This window comes from Candidatus Nitrospira nitrificans, from assembly GCF_001458775.1.
GTDB lineage: Bacteria > Nitrospirota > Nitrospiria > Nitrospirales > Nitrospiraceae > Nitrospira_D > Nitrospira_D nitrificans.
Map to the genome: position 1 here is coordinate 257413 of NZ_CZPZ01000001.1, position 23360 is coordinate 280772.

General features: G+C 52.9%; 18 protein-coding genes. 1 reads left to right on the forward strand and 17 read right to left on the reverse strand.

Annotation, left to right across the window (positions count from 1 at the left end; translation table 11 throughout):
• Positions 1-156: 156 nt before the first annotated feature.
• Complete coding sequence (locus tag COMA2_RS19655; protein WP_139076945.1) at positions 157-1233, forward strand: hypothetical protein; 1077 nt, start codon at positions 157-159, stop codon at positions 1231-1233.
• An 852-nt stretch (positions 1234-2085) separates the two neighbouring features.
• Here COMA2_RS19655 and COMA2_RS01160 read toward each other — a convergent pair.
• The 17 genes from COMA2_RS01160 to COMA2_RS01235 form a co-directional block, all read right to left on the reverse strand.
• The gene (locus tag COMA2_RS01160) at positions 2086-3177 is read right to left on the reverse strand and encodes an SGNH/GDSL hydrolase family protein (protein WP_090893897.1); all 1092 of its coding nucleotides are present in this window, start codon (positions 3175-3177) and stop codon (positions 2086-2088) included.
• Between the two features lie 383 nt (positions 3178-3560).
• Entirely contained in the window at positions 3561-3695 is a 135-nt protein-coding gene (locus tag COMA2_RS20865) for a hypothetical protein (RefSeq protein WP_281176417.1), read from the reverse strand.
• Between the two features lie 188 nt (positions 3696-3883).
• Positions 3884-4726 carry an alginate O-acetyltransferase AlgX-related protein gene (locus tag COMA2_RS01165; protein WP_175304313.1) on the reverse strand — a complete coding sequence of 281 codons (843 nt, stop codon included), beginning with the start codon at positions 4724-4726 and terminating at the stop codon, positions 3884-3886.
• Between the two features lie 531 nt (positions 4727-5257).
• Positions 5258-6565, reverse strand: coding sequence for an O-antigen ligase family protein (locus tag COMA2_RS01170; protein ID WP_175304314.1), 1308 nt, complete (start codon positions 6563-6565; stop codon positions 5258-5260).
• Positions 6566-6810: 245 nt separating this feature from the next.
• Entirely contained in the window at positions 6811-8802 is a 1992-nt protein-coding gene (gene asnB, locus COMA2_RS01175; protein ID WP_090893900.1) for an asparagine synthase (glutamine-hydrolyzing), read from the reverse strand.
• Entirely contained in the window at positions 8705-9910 is a 1206-nt protein-coding gene (locus tag COMA2_RS01180; protein WP_090893901.1) for a glycosyltransferase family 4 protein, read from the reverse strand. The genes asnB and COMA2_RS01180 overlap by 98 nt, the downstream gene beginning before the upstream one ends.
• Positions 9907-11046: a glycosyltransferase gene (locus COMA2_RS01185; RefSeq protein ID WP_175304316.1), complete on the reverse strand. Its 1140-nt coding sequence runs from the start codon at positions 11044-11046 to the stop codon at positions 9907-9909. The genes COMA2_RS01180 and COMA2_RS01185 overlap by 4 nt, the downstream gene beginning before the upstream one ends.
• A gap of 54 nt (positions 11047-11100) precedes the next feature.
• Positions 11101-12258, reverse strand: coding sequence for a GNAT family protein (locus COMA2_RS01190; RefSeq protein ID WP_139076949.1), 1158 nt, complete (start codon positions 12256-12258; stop codon positions 11101-11103).
• 38 nt (positions 12259-12296) lie between these two features.
• Positions 12297-12524 (reverse strand): acyl carrier protein, encoded by a 228-nt coding sequence (locus tag COMA2_RS01195; protein WP_090893904.1) that lies wholly within the window; start codon positions 12522-12524, stop codon positions 12297-12299.
• On the reverse strand, positions 12514-14709 hold the full coding sequence (locus tag COMA2_RS01200; RefSeq protein ID WP_175304317.1) for an HAD-IIIC family phosphatase: 2196 nt from the start codon (positions 14707-14709) through the stop codon (positions 12514-12516). The genes COMA2_RS01195 and COMA2_RS01200 overlap by 11 nt, the downstream gene beginning before the upstream one ends.
• A 124-nt stretch (positions 14710-14833) precedes the next feature.
• Entirely contained in the window at positions 14834-15757 is a 924-nt protein-coding gene (locus COMA2_RS01205; protein ID WP_090893906.1) for a polysaccharide deacetylase family protein, read from the reverse strand.
• A 3-nt stretch (positions 15758-15760) separates the two neighbouring features.
• On the reverse strand, positions 15761-16870 hold the full coding sequence (locus COMA2_RS01210; protein ID WP_090893907.1) for a glycosyltransferase family 4 protein: 1110 nt from the start codon (positions 16868-16870) through the stop codon (positions 15761-15763).
• A 9-nt stretch (positions 16871-16879) separates the two neighbouring features.
• On the reverse strand, positions 16880-17983 hold the full coding sequence (locus COMA2_RS01215; protein ID WP_090893908.1) for an acyltransferase family protein: 1104 nt from the start codon (positions 17981-17983) through the stop codon (positions 16880-16882).
• A 73-nt stretch (positions 17984-18056) separates the two neighbouring features.
• Positions 18057-19160 carry an SGNH/GDSL hydrolase family protein gene (locus tag COMA2_RS01220; RefSeq protein WP_090893909.1) on the reverse strand — a complete coding sequence of 368 codons (1104 nt, stop codon included), beginning with the start codon at positions 19158-19160 and terminating at the stop codon, positions 18057-18059.
• A 1-nt stretch (position 19161) separates the two neighbouring features.
• A complete protein-coding gene (locus COMA2_RS01225) occupies positions 19162-20568 on the reverse strand; it encodes an MBOAT family O-acyltransferase (protein ID WP_175304318.1) in 1407 nt (468 codons plus the stop codon).
• A gap of 61 nt (positions 20569-20629) precedes the next feature.
• Positions 20630-22420 carry an arsenate reductase/protein-tyrosine-phosphatase family protein gene (locus COMA2_RS01230; RefSeq protein ID WP_090893911.1) on the reverse strand — a complete coding sequence of 597 codons (1791 nt, stop codon included), beginning with the start codon at positions 22418-22420 and terminating at the stop codon, positions 20630-20632.
• A 39-nt stretch (positions 22421-22459) separates the two neighbouring features.
• Complete coding sequence (locus tag COMA2_RS01235) at positions 22460-23353, reverse strand: polysaccharide deacetylase family protein (protein ID WP_217490572.1); 894 nt, start codon at positions 23351-23353, stop codon at positions 22460-22462.
• Between the last annotated feature and the right edge of the window lie 7 nt (positions 23354-23360).

Consider the following 23360-nt stretch of genomic DNA (forward strand, 5'->3'; position numbering starts at 1 on the left):
CTTGAATTAAACCAGTAGAAACATGGCCTGAACCTTGCATTCACACTGTACTGGAACTGGAACCATGACGGCCTTTATTAATAGAATCGTACGTCAAAAGTTATCGCTCAATAGGACATAAGCGCTGAATACGCAAGGTCACGAGGAGGAGAATTCATGTCTAATCGCCATCTCGCAATTCATCGAGTAACCAAATTTCTAGTATGGGCGACTCTGTCGCTTGCTTGGGACGCACACGTAAACGCGGAAGAAAGGCGATGCAACGAATTAGGCGCCAACTGCATTTGCTCTGAGCCGTTCAACACAAATTCCTATACGGTCAACAGCGGATCCTGGTACAACCCAGCTGATTCTACAATCAAGGAATGCCTTTCATCGGGCGTCAGCCCAGGAGGGCCGCTTGAGCAGCTTGGTGGAGGCGCCTTTTCGGCAGGCATGAACACTCCCAGTAGTGGAGAAGCGATCAATGCACTTCCATCAGGTCACACTAACAACTATGTGCTCGCTGCGAATGAGGGACGGGGGTTTGGCTTCATCGGCGGCAAGATGCCACCAGGAACACCGACGGCCCGTGTAGCTGTACGTTTTTATAAATACTGGTCGACGAATTATGCCTGGGTTGGTGGGTCGTGCCTTAACAGTAATAAGCTCGCCGAATTTGGGTATAGAGGTGCTGGCACTATGGGGCCTATTTTCACAGAAACCGCAGGTACTTGGGCATTTTATGGAGTGACCAATAGCGGGGGAATCTGGAACCAGTACAGCGAATGTTGCTCTAAGGGGCCTGGAGGCGCGTCTGGACCTTCTTTATCGAGCATTCGCGGGAAATGGCTTCGCATCGAGATCATCCTTCACAATGCGGCACCCTCAGGGGCGGCGACAACCTGGGAGGTATATCTCAAGAATGTCACGGATAACACCTCGGAAATAAAGATTATCGACTCATCAATCCCAACGGCGATGTCAGAGGGTGGGTTAGCGAACTGGACCTCCGCCAACGCCACATCATTACATCCAGGCAATCTCATTAATGAAATATCTGTTAACGGATTTCGTAACGGCAGCTGCCCCGGCTATTCCGCCGTGTCACATTACTTAGCCGCCGCCTGGTCCACTGATGCAGGACAACGCATTGGGGCAGCCACGGAAATTGAAGGGGGCGGAGGTGGAGGAAATATAACGCCCCCTCCTCCACCTGCAAATCTCAGAGTAAGTATGTTAATGGGGCAATAAGGAACTACCGCAGCACACCGAAGCAGGTCTCGACTCACAGGCTGAGAGGCCTGCTTCGGCAACGTCAAAGATCCACTACGACTGAGAGAGTTTTTGACTAGAGCCGTTGACTTCTTCGGCTGCACGGATGACCCGCGATCGCTCAATGAACGCTACGATCGATGCTCATTGTAACCCACGCACCAAGTTTCGATGCCGGCTGCGTCTCTGCGGCAAGAATAGCGTACGCTCAAACCCCTGTTTCCTAGCTCGGTACACGACTCGATGAAGACGTTCACCGGGGGATACACGAGGAGTGGGTCTATCGATGGATGCTTAACTGTCTCGCCTACCATTCGGTGAAACAGCCAACGATGATCTCCTGACAGCGCCTCTTCATACTGCCACTCCATTTTCGAACTGCGCGGCTTGAGAATCCTAGAGGCCAGAGCTGGCTTTGATCGGCATGGACGGGAAAGGCTGGCGAGACAATCTGTTCGCGGAACGACTGGTGTATGTTGACAATCTGACGACGGGGCTGACCGCCGCGTCGTCATCAACACGCTCCCAGCGCTCGGACCTTTTATCCAGGCCAAGGCCCATCGCCATCGGCCCCTGAGCGAGGTGGAGCGCGCCAGCAACCCACGAAGGCGAAGGTCCGGGCCTAAAGTCGAGCACGTGTTCTTGATGATCAAACGGATCTTCGGGTGGGCCACAGTGCGCTACCTCTGTTTGTGGTGCAACTGCGGCTGGTGGCAGGGAACGCGAAGGCAGGTGTATGAGCGGAGGAGAATGGGTGGCCCGACCGCAAGCAACCCCGAAAAAGAGAATCCCTAGCTATGAATCGTCACTGTTTTCCGAGAGAGATCAAGCTCACCGCTGAGGGAAATCCATGCGTTGTAAATTCATCGCAATGGTCTGAACTGCGGGGGAGAGGATACCGGCAATTAGCTCATGTCCCGCCTTACTGGGATGCATTGTGTCCCAAAAAAGGAGACGCTTATCTCGCTGGTTGAAATTTTCGTCCAGATCTATCAGCGCAAGATCAAACCGCGCCGCAAGTCGACGCAACGAGTTGTTGTACGCGTTATGAAGACTGAGCAATCGCGGTACACTATAGGCCTCTGGGAAAAACGGAAAAAACACATGCTGTTTGCGAAGATCTTCAGCCGTCATATCCAGGAATAGAACGGTCGGCCTCGTCAGTAACAGTACGCTCACATTCCGTTCTTTTAGTAAAGCTATCATGGCTGACACATTTTCTTCATATGTGGCCGGGATAAATTGATCAAAGACATGGTACTCGGATGTGTCCCCTTTCAAGGCAGGAGCCGAAAGTAACGGTCGAATATGAAAGAACATGACCTTACTTAAACCCTTATAGAGATAACTGCGGTTTAGAACCCTGCCTAGCCAAGTCACCCGCCCGCTTGAAGAAATATTTTCAGGGTTCGTCTTCATCAAATCATTCCAACCGATATAAATAGTCACCAGGTCCGGCTGGTATTTAAGTATGTCATCCCGCAAACGGCCGAGCGCATACTCCGAATTATAGCCTTCAATTCCTGCATTGATAACTTCATACGATTGACTGGTAGAATTGAGCCGTTTCCCAAGATATGCGGCGTAGCTGATATCCCAATCTCCAAACGTGCATGAATCGCCTAGCGTAAATATTCTAAAAACGCCGGGAGCCTTCGGGTCAGCGAACTCAGGACCAACAAACCCTTTCGAGTTGACCCGAGCTATACGTCCATCCGGCAATACGGCTTGATAATTTGGAACGAGCTCCAGGCGGCCCTTTACGGAATTGTATTGTTCGTATACAGTCCTGAAATATAGGGCGTATACTCGAAGTCCCCCTTCCGCAAGGATAAGTATTAGCATGACAGGAAGCAGAGAAAATGAAATGACCTTCATCCATGAAAGCGATTTACCATTAACGAGAGATGACTGAGTAGCCATAGTTGCTATGCCGAGCTCCTATATCGATAGTGTGCCGCTGAGGTCCATGCCGGTCTTGAGCCGGACCACCATCTCGCTCACCGTCGGACCGACTCTTCAATCTCACATGGCCGTCGGCGAAAATTGGTCCTTCTTACGCAAGAAAAGCCGCTTTGCTCCACCTTCGATTTCGCCATGACCATGCTGCCCCTCTCAGGTATGGAGATGAGATCACGCAGCATTTGCGGGCACCGGCAAATGCTGCAGCTCGTCAATCCGCCCCATCAACGCGAGCGCCATCTCTGATACCGGCATCGGTTGGTAGTCCGTCGTCAAGCGTGCCACGCCAAGCAGTTGTCGGATGATAGGCAACTGATGAGGGCCCGTCGATCATCGCTTTGGACTCAGCACGCCGCCTTGATGAGCGACCCTTCTAAAACATCTTTCGCCAGTTGCCAGATTTTCGCGTGGATGGTTTTGAGCTTCGGGGCCTCCAACGGCAGTTTCGTTCCGCCAAACTCGTCCGTGGCCCATGCCATCAACGGCCGCTTCTATTCCGTGATCGGCGTGGAATGGGCACGGAATTGATCGGCTAACTCGGCCAGATTCTTGTGGCCTTTGACCGCCGCCAACAGCAGAAGCACCTTACAGGGATCCCCGTGATTACGTCTCGTCCTCTTCCTGCATGGCTGTTCAGCGTCGTCTGAACCTTCGATATCCGTGACGGCTAGCAGGAGACAGAAGGTGTTTTCCCGCAACTTGCTAAATGGCTCAACCGTTCTTTTACAACACTCGCTGCAAGCCGATGTCCTTCGGCCGTCCAATGCCCGTCATCAAGAAGATATAACTTTCGAGGATCTTCTTTTTCAGCACGCTGAAAATCATGAAGTAAATCAATAATCGCAATCTGTTCCTCTTGACCGATCGCTTTCATGCGCGATTGAGGCTGATCAATCGCAATCTGCTCAATTGATAACTGGTGCTCACTGAGAAAACCTTGAAGCCGCTCTTCAGAAACTTGAATCCAGAGCGGGATTAAAAACACCGCTACGTTCGCCCCTTGCTTCAGGCTCTCTACCTTCATCTTCCTGAATAAGTGTTGTGTCATATCCCACGCCTGCACCACTTCCGGCGTGGACTGTCTCTTAATCAGTGAAGCCACGTGAGAGGACAAGCGATTGCCCTCTTGCTGAACCCAGGAAAACCGCTTCACCCGAAGCAAAACCTGATAGAGGTGCGAATGCGACGCCAAAAACTCCTTCATTTGAAGAAAAGCAAAGTCTCCTATAGAAATTTCCGACCTAGGCTTTTCTTGAAGACGGCCGTCTGTAAACACATGAAACTCTTCGTCTTGATTATCCTGGACATCATTGTGAAGCGTCATGCCGACGAGGACAAGATCGGGGCGATATCGTAGACCTTCGCGCATAAGATACATGAGTTCATCATCGGTACCCCAACCGCTCACACTTGCGTTGATAACCTCTATCGAGCGGCCCGTCACACCCTCTACCTGACGCTCCAACAAACTCGCAAAGGCATCTTCAAACTTGACCTGATTCGCTTCCATGAACGAATCCCCGAGAAGGAGAATGCGGTAAACCCCCGGAGACTTTTCCAAACTATGATCATGATCTCGCATTCCTACTGAGTTCGTCGTAATCAGATGTCCGAACCTATGAGACCACTGGGTCATATTGGGAAGATGAAGCGTTAATCCATCACGTGTGTAGGTCCAATTGCCGAGTTCCTGGGGGTATATGATTCTGACAACTCCTTCCCCGGCGCACATCGCTATCAAAACGGAAGCCAAAAATAGGAGACCATTAATCAAGCCTCCCCTCCATGGTGACCGACCTACTCGGCCATCAGGATCGTCGTTATGATAGCCCACATTACCTCTCTACTACGCAACTCGCGTAAAGCATTTGCCTGCCGAAGAACGTGACCGGTCTATTTTGTGCCTGGCGCCCTAGTCGTCTATCAGCAAAAGCGCAGATCAGCTATATCGTCCCACGATAATCTGAGAGCGACACACATCTGATGAATTGCCAACCATCAAATGGTTCAAGATGAACTACCAGAAAACCGAGCTTCCGCATTATTTTAATTCACGAGTAGGTATTTGAACCATCCTCTCAAACACTAATCTAAAACCAGCAATCAACGCACTGTACAGCCACCAATAGCTGTAATATAAAGTGCTGATAAATGCGCTGCAGACCAAAAATGCAATGAGGGAAGCAGTCAATCCGTGCGCATAACAGTGAACAAGCTTCAGGATGGCTGGCGATGGAAGATGCGGATCGAGAAACTCTCCCATACGTATGACCGAAGATTCTCGATCCAGCATCGTCCGAACCCCTGCCTTAATTTGCGAAAGATCACGGAAGTTCTGCACGAGGAGGAGCCCAAAGATAATAACGCCGGCGATTCCGAGTTCAGCCAGAAGCTCAAAATATAATGAATGGGTAAACGCACTGCCACCCAGCGAATGTCCATACTTCTGGATAATCTCACTTGTCTCAAATTCCTGAATCCTCCAACGAAAGTTATTAGGCCCCACTCCCGTCAATGGGTAGCTCATGAACATATAAGTTGCAATACGCCATAAGTCTTTTCGATGGTCAGCTGTTCCTGTTTCCGTATCTGTAATCGTTCCTATTTCCTGCCAATACGTGGCGCCGGCCATTACCCCGACCACCACCGCCAACACGCCAATGCTGATCAGAGCGGCGATGCGGCGCCTGGAATAAAACACCATGTAACCGATGACGCATATGAAACCGATAAAGCCCCCCCGAGACGGATTTTCTGCTACGACAACCGCAAGCAACAAAATAGGAATCGGAGCGAGATAGAGAATCTTTTTTCGACGAGTTTCTGCCGCAAGATACGAGTACAAGAAAAAAGGAAGCCCCATGACCATGCAAGCCGTGACATAATTTTCATCCTGACCACCGTCTGCGGCTGCAGGCCCATAGCCTCTGTGAAACGAGGCCCATACTCCGATCACGACAAAGATCCCCATCAATGAATGCATTATGGCTTGAAATCTGGCGATTGAATTGATGAACTGCACAAGCGGCAAACACAGCCCCAAAAAGAGAACCGCCATTCCATAACTCGTCCATACAGTCGCAAAGGTGTTTTGAGCTATCGGGACATCAAGGACCATGACAGCGAGAAAACACAACATCAAAAGAAGCTGTCTCGGCATGCGCTTATCGGGTTGGAGCAACCAACTAACGAAGAGCACAGTGGAAAGAAGTTTCGGGAAATGCCAGACAAAGCTCGGACGGACAAGATCGAGCCATATATAGGAATGGATAAACCATGTTGCGATCGTCCCTTTCTCAGTCGTCTTGGGGACATTCGCGGACTTCTCCTGCCGGAATCGAGGCGACATATGCCTACCTATTGGCTTTTCCTGGTGCGGCTTAGAAGCGTCATTTGACCCGATAGACGGCATTACTAAAACCTACCTCGCATTAACCTGCACAATCTTCACTGGATCAATCCAAAAGGCGAATGGGTTCATGATGTCGGACGAGACCAGTGCGTGATGGTTGATCCAAATCGCCGTTCAAATTGAAAGAGAATCATGAGGGTGCATGAATCTTAACCGGCGATCTTCGATCGCAAAGCTATGGATTAGATTTTCCGACGCTGTTGTTCCCAAAGAATCAAATTGATCAAGGCCCATAATTTACTCTCATGATTGGCAGTCCCGGAAAGATGCTCGGAAATCAATTTTTCAATCTCGACATGTTCGAGATACCCAACAGTTTTAAGCGCATCCTTCGAAAGGACGTCACAGAGAAGTGACTTCAAATCAGTACGCAACCACAACGCCATCGGAACCGAAAATCCAAGCTTCTTACGGTCAAGGATGCTGGACGGCAATAGGCCCCGAAACGCCCGCTTAAACAGCGCTTTTTTTGACCATAGGGTGAGCTTGTGCCGCGCTGGAATTTGCGCCATCAATTCAATGAACGGATGATCGAGAAACGGCACCCGCACTTCCAATGAATGGAGCATACTTACTCGATCCGTCAGCATCAACAAATCACCAGGAAGATACAGTTGCATGTCACAAAGCAACAGATAGTGCAGTAAACTATCGGCGTCAGGAGAATGAAATATGGCTCCGACCATCTCATTCGAGGACTCCGGCTTGGCACCGGCATGAAAGTCAGGCGAGAGAATCCGTGCCCGTTCAGAAATGGAATGCGCCATAATGAAGGCGGCATAGCGCTCGACCTTTGGATTTGCCGCAGAAGAAAGAAATCGTTTAATACGGCTCATGCCCGGATGACCGGTTGGAGAGTCCGGCAATCGATGCACCCAATATTCCCCGAATAACCCTCGTGCAAGACTCGGAAGCTTTCGAAAGTACTCTGCCCACTGCATGCCCAAGTAGCGCTCATATCCTCCCCCTATCTCATCTCCTCCTAACCCCGATAAGGCCACAGTCACATGCTGCCTCGTCAGCTTGGTAATGTAGTAGTTAGGAATCGCAGAGGAGTCCGCAAATGGCTGATCGAAGCATGCAACCAGCGTTGGAAGAATACCTAGAATATCTGCGGATACAACAAACTCATGATGGTCTGTCCGATAGCGATCGGCGACTATTCGAGCGTATTGCCGCTCGTCCTGAAAGGCTCCTTTTCCCTCGTGTCCGATCGAAAACGTCGCCACAGGCTTCGGCGACTCCAAGGCCATCGCCGCGACGATCGCGCTCGAATCAATCCCGCCGGATAGAAATGCGCCTAATGGCACTTCGCTAATCAAGTGACTTTTTACGCTGTCACGAAACTGATGAAGCACGCGCTCCGTCCATTCACCAATCCGGACGTCAGTGCGGGAGTGGTACCTCAACGTCCAATAGCGGTGAATCGACGTTCGTCCACCCTTCTGTACGAGTACGTGAGCCGGAGGCAGTTCAAGCACATCTTGATAGATAGTCTCAGGCCCGGGGACATAGAGAAAAGCCAAATACCGCTCGATCGCGGCAGGATTAATTGTCTGCTGTAGCCAAGGAAGCCGAATCAGCGCTTTCAGCTCAGAAGCAAATGCCAACCGGCCGTCGATGAAGGTGTAATACAGCGGCTTGATGCCTACACGATCTCTGGCCAACAGAAGCTGCTCAGCCCTTTCATCCCAAAGCGCGTAAGCAAACATGCCGCGAAGCTTTGCGACACCATCCACCCCGTACTGCTCATAGAGATGAGCCAGCGTTTCCGAGTCGCTGTTCGTGTAAAATCGATGTCCGGCCCGTTCAAGATCTCGCCGCAGTTCGAGATGATTATAGATTTCTCCATTAAAAACAACACAGACGCTCTTGTCTTCGTTGTAGACCGGTTGATGACCGCCGGCCACATCAATAATGGAAAGGCGCCGCATCCCAAGTCCCATGTTTCCTCGGACATAGGTTCCGCTGTCGTCGGGACCACGATGGATGATTGAGTCATTCATGGCATCAATCCACGATGGATCCACGGTGCGGCCCTTCATATCGAGCATGCCGACAATGCCGCACATACGATTATCGTTCCCTTCCTTTAGCGACTTGGTCAAGCGCCTGGAATAACCGCAGCTCATCGACCGCCCAATTATACTTCTCGGCGATCGCAGCCTTCCCATTCCTCCCCATTTCTTCCCTCGTACTTGCCTGCTCCAACGTAAGAACGGCACGTGCGAACTGGTCGAAGTCTCTGTCCGGAAATACCAGTCCGCATCGCTCTTCCTCGACGATGCGTTCTGTCGGCTTTGCATTCGATACGATCACAGGTTTGCCCATCGACATATAATCAAATAATTTATTGGGAACGGTCGTGTTCCAACTCTCAGTAGCATGGTGGGGGACCAAACCAATGTCCGATTCCAGAATGACACGAATGGCAGAAACATAGTCGAGCCAGCCTAGGAATGTCACGTGTTCCAGTAAATGCAATTCGGCCGCAAGCCGCTTAAAATCATTCTCGTGCCGTCCCGTGCCTACGATGAGAAGCCGCGCGCCAGGAATCCGCTCGCGGATAATCGGCATAGCGCGAATAGCCGTTTCGATCCCACGTGGCCATTCCAATAACCCCAAATAAACAAGCACCAAACTGTTTGAATCTCTTATCACCACACCATCATGCGAACTCGGCGCTTCTTCCCATCGCGCAGACGTCGGGGTATTGATGACGAGTGAGATTTTTTCTGCGGGAACGCCGGCGCTCAGAAGGCGATCGCGGGATTCCTCAACCACCACGATAATATGGTCACACCACCGAAGACTGAGGTATTCGACCAGACGAATGATATGCGGATTTCTCACCACCAGATTAAGAATTGAGAACCCACCTCGATCCCATAGATCTTGAATCATAGCGGGATAGTTCTCAGCCATGTCGACGACCACAGGAATGCCCAGGAGGCGGCCGCTTCCGATCGCCGTCAATGCCAACGGTAGATCCCGGACGATGATCACGTCCGCTTTTACTTTTCGAACTGTTCGCCAGATATGATAGATCCAAAGGGGATTGCAAAAAGCCGGAAAACCGATGAGGTTATTCAGCCTTCCCCAACTTGAAGACAGCGCCGGGAGGCGATGAATATGAAGATGTTTCGTTTGCTCATAACTTTGACGTCGCTTTGAATTCCGACAAACGAGATGGACGACGTGCTTCTTCGCAAGCGAGTCGCATACTTTTTCGACCCGGACATCCCAAGGATAATCTGCATCCCAAATGTGGCAAACAATCACGCAGGCACTCTCGAGTTACCCATCAGCTCACAATATAAATCGCCTGTCAGGGCTGCCGTCCGCTCAATGGAAAAGCGTGACTCGACTCGCGCCCGCGCAGCCTTTCGCAGCCGATTGCGCAACACCTCATCATTCGCCATCGTCTCAATAGCATCCGCGAGTACGTCGACATCCCTGGCCTGCACCAGTAGGGCTCCTTGCTCGTCGTCCAAGATCTCCGGAATCCCTCCGACACGGCTCGCAATGATCGGCACGGCCATCGCCATCGCCTCCAGTAAAACCATCGGAACACCTTCGTGGAGAGACGGCAATGCCAAGACATCAAACACCCCCATCAGGTCGTACACATCATTTCTGGCGCCCAAGAACAGTACGCGTCCCGCAACACCAACTTCCCTCGCAAGCCCTTCCAACGCAGGCCTTAACGGACCATCGCCGACAATCAATAACTTCCTCTCCCGAGGTCCTTTATTCTTCGATACGGCCCGTATTAAGTATTCAAGCCCCTTGACCGGGGTCAGGCGCCCCACCGATCCAATCACAAACTCGCTGGACGAAATACCTAACTGCTTACGCAGATGGGCGCCGCTGCTTGTCGTTTTCACACGTGTTAAGTCGACGCCGTTTCTGATACAGCTGACCTTTCCTGTCGTATACCGACACCGAAGTATCGCGGAGATTTCTTCCGACACGCCTACGAATCCGTGCCCCGCGACTTTTCCTACAATCGTATTCAGTGTGGTGTAGGCTCTCATCTTCACCGCAGCCCAGCCGTGAAGATGCTCATCCAATCCATGGTAAGTTTGGACCACTAGTGAATTGTGCGATAGTTTTGCGGCAAAGGCACCTAAAATATGCTCTTTGTATCGATGGGAATGCACAATGTCCGGACGGTGACGGCGCAGATGAGAGACCAGGGAACGCAGGGTTGACCATGCGCCCGCAGACTCATCATAGACCATTACCGAGATACCAGCAGCCGCAAGCTCTTCCGCTAGTCTCCCCTTGTTCAGCACAATCGCCGACAGATCAAACCTCTGATCAGCCTTGAGTGCCCGAAGTAGCGTGGCAATTTGCACCTCGGCCCCAGCCCAGAGATCTCCAGAGGCCAGATGACAGACCCGAATAGGTTTCAACGCTGACACCTGCCTCTTGTCCGTCCGTCAAAGCCAGATACCTTCCAATGATTTCTAAAAGTTCTGGTCAGCATCAGAGTCACCACGCATGAGGTGCCAGTCATCGAGCGAGATCTTTTCAAGCTCCAATGGAGATCGACTGTGGTATGCGAAGTGGAGATTCCCATGGATTCTTAAAAACCCGTTTCTTAGCAGCCCCTGTCCAAGCGACTTGAGAGATGCCGTGCAGAGTAGAGCATCGACTCCCTCTTGCCTCGCCCACTGGGCGACATAGGCAACGAGTCCATGCAGAACAGAGGACTCCCGAGGGTCATAGAGACAATCCACGATGGTGCCGAACTTCATATCTCCCATCCGTCGATCATTCAAAAACTGCTTGAACTTTACGATACAGTAACCGAGCAGTTTTTCATCGCGGCGGCACGTCAGTAGCCGGTATCCCTCGATCTTCCTCCCATACCTAGATTCCAGTGCGGCGCGATCTCGAACCAGAGCCGCGCCCAGCTGCCCGGCCACGGATTGCCAGAGATGGGTATAGCTATCATCGAAAGCCTCTTCCCATTGAAGATCGGCCTGGATCGGTTTCGGCCTGGCCAGGCAATTCATTCCCAACCATAATCGCTGCCCGAGTGCCAATCCGGCACTCCCTACCAAGCGAACAAATCTGCTCTTTAAATAAGGCCGTAAAAATGAGCTCTCGCCCCCTGCAGATACCGCTTCTACCGTGGACGGCTGAATATTTTCCAGGACGCCTCTGGCATTCATCACACGGAGATACTGCGGGAGCACGCCCTTATGCACCCACTTGAGACCTGTCAAGATTCGAAGGACGGGAGGTTCGACGTGCAGCGACATCGCGCAATCCAACGCGCGATTGACTTCCTTAATCAAAAGCGGCCCTACCAACCCGCTCCGATACTCAGGAAGGACCATAAAACCGACGATCCAGTGTGCGGCCTTCACCCCGGAAGAAATCGACAACCGCACGGGAATAGTCGTTACATGCCCGACGATCTTCTCATCTTTGAGAAACACAAACGTCGGCGCATCCGGTGGGGAAGCTGGGCCTGTATCCGCTTGTGAAGCAGGTGTGGTCTGCCCTGAGTCGATTTCTCGGGATGAACCAGGCCATATGACGCGACAAAATTCATGAAAGGCACGGGCCAGGTGCTCACCATACAGGCATACCCCGGCAATCTCTTTGCTTTCCATTGTAAGAGTTTTTGTGTTCTGGCCGAGATCGGCCCGCATCAGGAGGAAATGCCGTAGCCCTTCAAGATCGCCTTGATCTTTCCGACACTCGTCATTTCCATGGCATCGGCGATGGAGAGAGAGACTTTATAATGTTCCTCCAGACTCGTGATCAGCGACAAATGTCCCATCGAGTCCCACTCCGCAAGAGTGTCTTTGGAGGACGAGTCGGTCACATTCCACGGATCAAGATTAAATACTTTTCCGACAATCGCTTCAATGGTCATCAGACTTCCTTTCTTCAGCCACTCTGATCCACGCAGGTCTTGCAATCCCAGCCTGAGAGAGATTCAGTTCCCACTCCTGATGCTCCCCGTCTTCCTTCAGAAGACCGAACCCGTGCTGAGCGTAAAACTCCGTGACGGGATGATTTTTTTTCGTCGCGCGAAACTCCCCCACCAGCCTCATGACGCCGGCCCCCGCTGCGTCCGAGCAAATCCGTTCCAGGAAGGCGGTCTCAATACCGAGCCCCATGACCCGACAGCTCATGAGGAGGCTATCGATATGCCAGACATCTGGTCCCTTCCATACCACCGCAGCGCCCACAAGTCCGTGATCCCCAAAGCGGTCTTTGACGTGGAGGTCATAGAGAATCGTCTCAGCCGATGCCATGAACCTTCCAACGTCTTCGGCTTGATAACGCCGTGTGGTCAGATTGAACTGATTCGTCTTATTAAATAACTGCACCAGCCGGGATGACACCTCCCGAGATGCCTGGGCGATCACAACTTCTATTTCAAGAGAATGCAGGTACTCATCCAGCGAGGCAGATGTACTCTTGGCTGCCTTCCGTTTTGACTGAGCCTGATACTGAGCCACTCGCGTCTCATCTTCTTTCGTCAGTGCTAACAGTTCAAAATCCGACAACTCCTCGATTGTCCGGCGATAGAGAGAGGCATCCTTCGGTAGATCGACGGTGTGCACTTCCGGAAGCAGTTGTCGAACCAATTCCCGTTCATTCGGATTATCATCGATGAAGACGAGCGAATCCAGGCCGATGTTCAGCTCTTTGGCAATTTCTCGAATATTCTCCGCCTTATTCTGCCAATTGATCCGCATCGCGGCGAAATGCTCCTCCCGCAACACCATGTGCGGATGGTGGCGGATCACCTGAAGCGCATCGTCCGGATTGTTCTTGGAGCAAACGGCCAGCAGAATTCCCCGGCGCAAGAGCCCGAGCAGCGCCCGTTGGAATTCCACGTATTCAATCCCCGGGGCCGCCGGTCCAAGCCCTACACCTTCAGCCCCCACCTCTCCCACGATACCGCCCCATAACGTGCCATCGAGATCTAGCACGACACACTTTTTCGTCAGCCCCTTCAATGGTTTGATGTACCGCATGGAAAATTTGGCCAACTCGTGCAATGCCGTCTCACTAAGCCGCATGCTCGCCATATATGACAATTTCGGATTGAGGCTGCGCTCTTTCCCCACCCAAGAAAGGACGAAATCCAACGGCAATAGATACGCCCGTTCGTGAGTGCTCAATTCCTCGGCAAGAAGACGGTTCACCCCCGCGATCCAGGGAGCGATCCCTCCAGCGAGTCTATTATCAAGAATGCCGTAGCCGCTGCGATGCGCAGATGAAAACTCATGCACGACGATCATGGCATTGCATCGAGCTTCTAATTCGCGAATCACAGTCAGCACGTGTTCGACGATCGTGGATCTGACCTGGCTTAGCTCCTCTTCCTTCGGCCCCGCCCCCAGTAGGGGAAACATATCCTCTAAGGCAAGAGCCAGAAATACGATATCCGGCCTCCCTGCATACAGTTGACTTCCAGGGTTCAAAACTTCCTGCATGTATTGGTTAAACGGAGCGAGATGAAATTTCGGGGACAAACCAACCCTTCGACACTCATCATCCAAATAAGGAATCAGCCAATCCAGTACATATGAACTGAGAACACCAATGCTCACATCACGTCCCTGCGCCGGTGGCGGATATTTCTGCCGTTCTTTGAAGACATAGGCACGCATACTGTAGGAAGTATCGAGTGTGACGAGCATGCCACGGTACCGTTCTGCTTGCTGAAGGTCGCCGCTTCGAGCGGCGGAGTCGTAAAGTCCCCTCACGACCGCGACATTCGCCGGATCCTGTTCGAGTGCCGCACAGAGTACCGCTGTCGCATCACTGTGGTTGCCCTCTTGCATCAACACTTTTGCAAGACGAACGCCCACCCCTCCCTCGCCAAGCCACTTCAGCTTGAACGCCATTCGAACAAATCCCGTCGCTTCCTTGAGCAGCTTTTTTTCAACTAGCCTACGGCCAAGAATATCGGCCAATCGCCCCTTGCCGTCCAGTTTCGATACCTGTTCATCGTGCTGCCTCATCAACTCCTGAGCTTGTTGCGGGGAAGAGATGATCAACCGCTCCAGCGCTTGCTCCAAGAGCAAGGTTGAGGGCAGCAAGCTTCCATCAGTGTGATCTGGGAAGAGGGCGGTTAGGAATGTTTTCAGTCCGCTATCATCCGTAGAACGATCTTCCGTCATATAAGTCAATCCCGCTTGGCTGCCCGACCACGATTCCTTCCCGTCAAACTGAAACTATTTTACCGAGCAAGTAACGAGCCTCTAGTTTCAACATCTGCCACAATCCCAGCACTTGCCCTCTACCTTGGGTATCCACCAAGTAGTCCAACAGTTCGGACGTTGGCACATACCAGCCGGGCCGATTTCCCAGCCGCTCAATGATGCGCGCGACCTGTGGGTCAAGCACACCATTCTTTGAAAATCCTTTTCCCAAATGAGTGGACACGATGCCTATGCCGCCTGCCCGCTCCAATGCCTCAAGCCGCTCATCGGTCAGAAGCCGGACAAAGGCAGACGCATCCGGCGCGTCGGCCGTGGAAAACCACTGATTGACATAGGGCGTATTCGAATGACGATACGGCATCTCCGGATTTACATCCAGCATATTGAGACAAGAGAACGTAAAATTCCGCACATAGCGGATATGAGCTTGAGAAAAATCTCCCCAAAAGAAATCCGAGCCCGGCACAGCGCCTGCGTAATGAGCCCGCCGTTCTTTCAAGAGCAATTCGACGAGGGCACGAAAAATCCTCGTCTGAAATCGGCTGCGCCCCCAGTAGAGATTGTCTCTATTATACCCATGGTTGCAAAAAAGCCTGGGGTATTGCCCGAATTCCGCCTTGATCAGCTCCAGCCCCTGGATGGTCCTGGCGCGCTTGCTGGATTCCATGGTTGCCCCATGAAAGGCGATCTCAAATCCAGCCCGAGCTAAATCATGGACAAAGCTGAGATACTCTTTACGCTGTAATGTATCGGCCGCAAAAAATAGCCGACTTCCCTCCGGACAGTCCATCGGCCACACGGTCTTGGTGGTGCGAAGGCCCGCCGCCTGTAAACACTCGTAGACAGGCTTCACGTTTTCCAACGTGGCATCATCCGTATCATCAAGAATCGTAAACGCGAATGTTTTGTCGTGTGGGAATTTCATGGTTCAGCGCCCGGCAATGGCATCGCAATAACATTCCTGATAGGCATCGGCCATCCCCGCCAATGAGAATTCGTCTCGGACCCGTTCTCTTCCGCGACGTCCGAATCGCCTTGCCTCTTCCTTGTTTCGCAAGAGATCAATCACTCGCTCGGCCAGGAGCTGCGGATTCTCCGATGGGATAAGATATCCCGTCACCCCCTCTTCGACAAGTTCCACATTGCCACCCACGCGCGTCGCTACCACGGGGCATTCAGCCGCCATCGCCTCAAGAAGAGCCATCGACAGCCCTTCGGACAGGGAAGGCAATACGAATACGTCCATTAGATTCAATAACACTGGAATGTCGCTACGGAATCCCAACAACTGGACATGCTCTTCGACTCGAATCCTGACAGCTTCCTCTTTTAACTCCTCTGCGAAATCGCCCTGTCCAACGAGTACGAGTCCTGTCCGGGGATAGACTCGCAGGATGGCCGGCATGGCTCGAATCAGGTGAATCTGTCCTTTCACGGGATAGAGCGATCCGACCGAACCGATCAGATGATCCCATTTCGTCAGATCGAGATCTTTCTTCACCAATTGAATGTGCAGCTCATTGGAGCGCTGAGGGGTTTCAACCCCGTTATAGATGACCTTGATCCGGTGGGAAGGAATGCCGACCCGCTCGACCACGAACTGTTTGAGATCTTCAGAAACCGCGACCATTCTCGCCGCTCGGCTGACCAAACGATAGGCCATCCTCCTCTTGCCTTGCTCGGAGTAATAATTCTTTCCATGAATCGTCGCTACGACAGGAATACCAGCCAACCTGCCTAACAAAGTCCCATATGTGTTCGCCGTAAACTCATGAGCATGGATCAATGCCACTCGCTCAGCTTGTAACAGGTGTAAAAAGTTTTGGGCCCATCGCACATCAAAAGCTCCGTTGATCTCGATCACATGCGTCGGCAGGCCGACCTGCTCGCAAGCCTTCGAAAGCCATCCCGTTCGGAACAAACACACGACCGATCGAAACCGCTCCGGATCCAGCGCGCCTGCCAGCCGTTTCACGATCATTTCAGCGCCGCCAGGCCCGCTGGTACTCGAGAGATGCAGAATTGTCGCGGGAGTCATATCACATCCCTACCAGCGCAACTTTGAGCCATGATTCAGACGAGGCTCCGGCAATGGCACCTGCCCCAATAGCGACCGGCCAAACGAATATTTCCCCAACACTTTCGTGATCCCCCAGGAAAGAGCGACCGTCACAATCGAGGCAACAACCACAGAACCAAGATGGTTGGGAGGGGCGAGACCCGAGAGCACCGCGACGACGATCCAGACAACATAGGGAGCGTGAAGCAAATAAATACCCATCGTGTCGTATCCCATTGTGAACTTCCAGCCGGTTGCAGCCGCTATTTTGAGCAACACCCCGTACATCCCGACCAGATAGACCAGCTGCACAAGAAATGAGCTCGCTGGAGAGAGCACGAACCATCCCAGCGTGGCCAACCCCAACCCAGTGAGGCCGATCAAACCGGCCGTCGGCTTTATCTGTTCATGCCATTTCCTCAACACGACTCCAAGCAGATAAAACTGCATTCCCCACAAGGCCAGCAACACCGGATCGGCGCCGGGGAAAAACCAGCGCTTGGGATTACTGGACACATAGAGCGCGATGTATGAGAGTGTAAGTCCGAACCACACTCCGCCCGAGCATCTGAGCATAGGTTTCACAGCCACAGTGCTAAGACGTACGAGAAAGAGAGAGAGAAGAAAATACATATGATGGGACAGTTCTGAATAATAGAGCACTGTCGCGAGTCCGCTGAGGCTCTTGCCCAGAATAATCGTTTCCTGGACGAGTCCTTTTAGTTCGATCGCGAATCGCATGAGCATATACAGCATGCTGAATGCGGCCCAGGGGAGAAGCAGTCTTCTGACGTTTTTCCTTATGTAAGCCCCATAGAGAAAATTGTCCTTTCCCGCCCACTGATGCGCAAACAGAAATCCATCCGAAACCAGAAACAACGGCACCGCGACGGCCCCCACGAGAAACAGGAGACCCTCCTGCATAGCCGGAGCAAGCTCAACTCTCGACAGCACATGCACGGCAACCACCATCACAATTCCTGTTGCTTTGATGGCGTCAAGAAACGTCATGCGTTCGCCCACGGATCGTCCGAACATCGCGGCACTGCCGGTGGCGAGTCGAACGTCAGCTCTGAATGTTTCGCTCGACATGAATCTCTACTCTTCCATTCTCAATAGACTCTCGAACCCAACGGTTCCATTTCCCCGTTGCAAAGGAGACCCGTCAGTGCGTCACATCTCCGGCTTCTTCGTTCGCAATAGCATGAGACACGTATTGCGCCACCTGCCACGCACCATCGTCATTAAAATGCAGCATGTCCACCATCCACCCTGCTTCATGCCCCTTGATGGCTTGGCTTAAATCCAAGTATTGAATATGTTTCGAGCGGGCAAACTCGCTCGCCTCCTTTCCCATCCTCACACGCGCTTCGCGCCACCAAGATTCATCGATATAGGGCCAGCTCAAGTACATGCTGGAGAGATTCTCCTCGGTCATCCACATGGCTGGAGACAACAACACCAGCCGACTACCTGCCGATTGCGTAACGTGAGAGAGGTCATCAAGATCCTGCCTAAAGACCTCAACTTCGAATGGCATTACATGGTGAAAGGATCTGAATCGCTCGCCGATATCTTTCTTTCTCAGCTCCAGCTTCGCCGCCTTTTCCCACTTTGCCAGCCACGCTTGCACAAGCGGCGACAGCATCGGAATAGCGACTTCCTTGATTTTTACCGGCGCCCGAAGCGACTTCATCTGCTCGATTAGTCCTTGATGATCAGGCAAGACGGCCCGCATGCTCCGCTGTGCGCGCAATCGTTCCGGAGTGAGTCCTGCATAACTTCCATATTCCAACATCATCACAACCATATCCGGGCGCAACTGCAGAAGCCGCTTTTGTAGGTGTATCGTCCGCTGGGACAAACTCATGCCGGCGATCGCCGCATTGATGACTTCCACCTCTATTCCCTGGGTTTTCAATTTCCGCTCCAGCTGCCTGGGCCACTCATTGTCCCTGCCTTCATATAAGCCAAACGTCTCAGAGGCACCGATACAGACGATCCTGAGCGTGCCGGGTTGCTTCTCGATGCCCAGTTCAGGCCCACGAAATCCGAGTGAGTTCAATCGCCATTTCTCATAGTCTCCGTTAGGCTTTCCTCTAATGCCATATTCATCCATGGTAAAGAGCGCCGTATCATACGTGTACATACCCAATAAGGGCGCCTCGTAGAGAACGTATTGCTCAATCCGGCAGGCGAGCTCGATGGTCCCTAGAAAACACGCCACCAGCAACGACCACCTGACCAGCCTATTGAAGACCTGTTTCATATCAAAACTGAAAATAGATGAAGGAATTGGAGGTGCCACCGTGAAGCACCGTCAGGTAAAACAACAGACCGTACGCCACACCCTTCAACGGCAGAGAAATCCCCTTCAGCACCGATAAGTCCCGCCGCCAGGCTTGAATCATTTGCACGGCGAGAAGAATCGATACATAGCCAAGTAGCATTCCAAGACGCGAGAGCGCGAGCGCGTCGGGTCTCGCGCTGTCCAATATTGTCATCAGCAGGCCGCCCGCTTGCTGAAGAGACTCGGCGCGAAACAGCAGCCAGCCAAGACAGGTCGCATGAAACATCAAGACCACGTTCATCCAATGCACATACCACGGGCTTGTCACTGGTTCCCGCCGGGGAGGGACTAGCAAGCGGTGCGCGATCAAGATACTTCCGTGATACATACCCCACACAATGAAGGTCCACGCGGCACCATGCCACAGCCCGACCAGGACCATGGTTGCCATGAGATTCCGATTCGTGGCCCAGGCTCCATGACGGTTCCCCCCCAGCGGAATGTACACGTAGTCTCGCAACCAGGTGGAAAGGGCTATATGCCATCGCCGCCAGAAGTCGGATGGATTGGCGGCAAAATATGGCAAATTGAAATTCACCATGACATCGAATCCCAGCAGTTTCGCAATGCCTCTGGCCACATCCGAATATCCTGAGAAATCACAATAGATCTGAAAGGCATAGGCATAGACGGCAATCAGCGCCTCCCCGCCCGTTCCGTCCCATCCTTCGGCGAACACCGGATTGACGAGCCCTGCCAGATTGTCGGCGATAAACACCTTCTTGAAGAGGCCCCAGGCCACAAGCCAGATCCCCTCTTCCACATGCAGGGATGTCACCACCCGAGCCCGCATGAATTGCGGCAAGAGATTGCTCGAACGCTCGATCGGCCCCGACAAGAGAAGAGGAAAGAACGACACAAACAAAGCGAAATCGAACAATCCGACTCCCGACAAACTCTTGCCGTGGTACGCATCGAGGACAAAGGTCATCCGTTGGAAGGTGTAAAATGAAATCCCGACGGGCAGGATAACCCCGGTGAACAGCGGTGAAGCCTCGACGCCCAAGTGATGCAATGTACCCAAGACATTTGCCTGAAAAAACTCAAAGTACTTCAGGATAAACAACACACCGAGATTGTTCAGAAGACTAATGCCAAGCCACGTGCTCCGCTGTCCCTGATGCTGCTGCATGCGGCCGGTAGCCACATAATCCACCACGGTGGTCAGCGCCATCAGGCAAGGAAATCGCCAGTCCCAGAATCCATAAAATAGGAAACTGGCAACCAGCAACAACCGGTTTTGCATGATATAGCGGTCCCCGAGCGCCCGGTATGCGCCGTAGAGGACGAGAAAGAAAAGGAAGAACGCTGAGCTATTGAATACCACTGCGTGCATCCCCCGTTCTGACAATTTATCGGATTAGGAAGGTTCTGCAAGAAACCGGCGATTACCGTCTTCGGCTCGCCTTAAGCTGGCGGAGGAAACCGTCACATGCCTGGCCAATCAAGGCATAGCACCGTTCAAACTCTTCCCTGGTCCCGCCATATGGATCTCGAATCTGAGTAACCGGGCGGGAGGAAAAATGGCCGAGGAGAAAGGTCTTTTCGGATGCCTCGGGAAACTTCCTGAACAGCATCGTGTTATGCACCAGCTCCATAACCAGGATCAGATCGGAGCGTTCAACCAGTTCCTTCGAGATGACCGTCGTACGATGCATGCTTAAATCGAGGTCATGTTGGGACGATGTGACAATGGCCAATGGATAGGCCGGCTCGTGAGCAGTAGTATCCAGGCCGGCCGATAAGACTTGAAGGGGCAGACCCTGCGCGTCAGCATGCCGTGCAAGATACTTTTCCGCAAATGGGCTTCGGCAGACATTCCCCTTGCATAGCACAAGCACCGTTTGGATCCTGCCGGACAATCTCCGTTCCATTCTCCCGCGATGGAGTCCCAATCCAAGACCGAGCTTCCACACCGCATCGGCTGTGGCATAACGTACCGCCGCCGTCCGCCGATTGAGAGCGGGGCCGACACGTGCCGCCAGCGACAGCAGATAGGCCTTCATTTCATACAGACCCGGCCCCGGATCTCCGAACCGTAACACCTCGGATTTTGTTCTTAGGTCAAAGACATTCAGAAAACCGGCGATAGTTGCCAGACGCGACGGACTCTCAGGCGGGAGACTAAGTTCGCTCTCCGACTTCCGAAGGCGGAGAAGTAGATGATCCACGTCGCCGAGCCACCAGCGTGACCGCACGCCGACTCGATAGGGCTCCGGCTCCGGCACCCTTCCGGCAACGGCCAATTGATAGAGCAACCACGGGAAATCAATGCCGGAATCGACGGCTAATTGCAGCGAGCCCCAAAACCGCCCGTTCACCTCCATCAAGTAGGGCACCCCCTGCCGGTCAACCTTGAACTCCATCATCGCCACGCCGTGCCAATGGACAGATTCGGCAATCATCTGTGCGTACTTTGTCATGGGCTCGGGCAAGGCGATGCTCTCGCGCAATACGCTCACGCCGCCGGACGGAGGTTTTTCCCGGAGACGCCGATGAGCGAACAGCGCCCGCGCCTGGCCCCGTTCGAAGAGACCGAAGACACCCTCTCCATGACCGATAACCCGCGATTGGATCAGCGACGGCTCCCGCAACTCCGCATGCTCTGCATAGAGCCTGCGCAATTCGTCTGTATTTCTCGCGTATTGAACGGACGTCTTCTTGACTGTGCCGCAAGCCCTGACCAGAGACCTCCCTGGCTTCACCACCACCGGCCAGCGATCAAGAGCTGGAAGGATGGAACTCACATCGCCACCGACGACAAAGTGCGTCTCGGGAATGGGAATGCCATGGCTCTGCGCCCATTGCATCAACCGATACTTGTTCGAAAGCGCGTGGTATTGTTCCAACGAAGGGATCGGAACAGCAAAACCGGCATGGGCCCGCACCTCCGGTGTTCCAAGCAATTCAACGGCCAAATCCGTCATAGGAAACAGCACGGCAGCATCGTGCACACGAGCCTGCTCAATGATACAAGCCACATACCCGTCCGGCGACTGCCACGGAGAGGGGTAGACAAACGAACCCTGGCAATATCGCGATGTTCCTGCCAGCGATCTTCTGTTTTCGGCGCCGACATGAACTGGAATCCCGCGCCGCCCCAGCGAACGGGTAACGGCCAGCGCTGAGCGCTCATTGCCGTCAGTCACGATGACCGCACGCTGCCCCGGAAGCGGCATTACCGATCTCCCTGAAAATTGGCGGCATTCACCAGCGCATTAAAGCCAACCATTGAACCCTGCCAGATGGAACGCCAACAACGATTCATTGTAGGCAATCCCTTGATGGATATTGATGCGCTTGAGCGCGAACCAGGACGCAGGCTTTCCCTCCTCATGTCCGAATTGCGTCGTCGTAGCGGCTCGATACCCTGCCTCACGCACCTGATCGGCGACGAGCGGCGACCAGTTTCCATTCGGGTAACAAAACACCGGGATAGGACTGAGACCTTTCTCCCGAAGCATGGCCATGGATTCAGCAGCTTCTCGCGCCACATCAGGTGGCGACAAGGTCGTCATGATACGATGGCTGACCGAATGCGACCCAAACTCCACGCCGGAGGAAGACATCTCACAGGCCTCTTCCCAATTCATCAGAACGCGCTGGGACGGGAATGCCGTCTGCGATTCAGCCAGCCATTCCTCAAGGCACGCGTCGATTTGCTCCTGGGGCTGAACCTTCCAACACTCGACAATCGCATCGGTATCGCCACGCTCAAACGCATCGATCGCCGGCATGAGCCACGGGAAATTCTTCACAAGACGGCGAAATCGATTCTGCCGTTCCGGCAGGGCTCCACGGAAATGGCTCTGCATGATGAGCCCAAGGCGATCCGGCCAGAACCATCTATCCGTGCCGATAAAGGCGGTCGGCAAAAACACCGTCGCAGGGATTCGATGCCGTTGAAGAGCAGGCCACGCATGCCGATACGTATCCAGCCACCCGTCATCGAATGTCATGACGCAGTACCGGGCCATTGGGTCCCACCGGCGCGCCGTCCACAATGTCAGCAATTCCGAGAAACTAATGAGTTGAAACTCTGCGGATAAGAACGCAAGGTGCCGCTCAAACATGTCAGGAGTCACATACATCCCTGGCTGCACACATTGCATGCGCACA

Coding starts and splice junctions, on each gene's coding strand:
- COMA2_RS01220 (WP_090893909.1), bottom strand. CDS start 19,160: ATGAAACAGGTCTTCAATAGGCTGGTCAGGTGGTCGTTGCTGGTGGCG.
- COMA2_RS01195 (WP_090893904.1), bottom strand. CDS start 12,524: ATGACCATTGAAGCGATTGTCGGAAAAGTATTTAATCTTGATCCGTGG.
- COMA2_RS01205 (WP_090893906.1), bottom strand. CDS start 15,757: ATGAAATTCCCACACGACAAAACATTCGCGTTTACGATTCTTGATGAT.
- COMA2_RS01160 (WP_090893897.1), bottom strand. CDS start 3,177: ATGGCTACTCAGTCATCTCTCGTTAATGGTAAATCGCTTTCATGGATG.
- COMA2_RS01190 (WP_139076949.1), bottom strand. CDS start 12,258: ATGGAAAGCAAAGAGATTGCCGGGGTATGCCTGTATGGTGAGCACCTG.
- COMA2_RS01215 (WP_090893908.1), bottom strand. CDS start 17,983: ATGTCGAGCGAAACATTCAGAGCTGACGTTCGACTCGCCACCGGCAGT.
- COMA2_RS19655 (WP_139076945.1), top strand. CDS start 157: ATGTCTAATCGCCATCTCGCAATTCATCGAGTAACCAAATTTCTAGTA.
- COMA2_RS01170 (WP_175304314.1), bottom strand. CDS start 6,565: ATGTCGCCTCGATTCCGGCAGGAGAAGTCCGCGAATGTCCCCAAGACG.
- COMA2_RS01210 (WP_090893907.1), bottom strand. CDS start 16,870: ATGACTCCCGCGACAATTCTGCATCTCTCGAGTACCAGCGGGCCTGGC.
- COMA2_RS01235 (WP_217490572.1), bottom strand. CDS start 23,353: ATGCAATGTGTGCAGCCAGGGATGTATGTGACTCCTGACATGTTTGAG.
- COMA2_RS01230 (WP_090893911.1), bottom strand. CDS start 22,420: ATGCCGCTTCCGGGGCAGCGTGCGGTCATCGTGACTGACGGCAATGAG.
- asnB (WP_090893900.1), bottom strand. CDS start 8,802: ATGGGAAGGCTGCGATCGCCGAGAAGTATAATTGGGCGGTCGATGAGC.
- COMA2_RS20865 (WP_281176417.1), bottom strand. CDS start 3,695: ATGGCATGGGCCACGGACGAGTTTGGCGGAACGAAACTGCCGTTGGAG.
- COMA2_RS01165 (WP_175304313.1), bottom strand. CDS start 4,726: ATGGAAGCGAATCAGGTCAAGTTTGAAGATGCCTTTGCGAGTTTGTTG.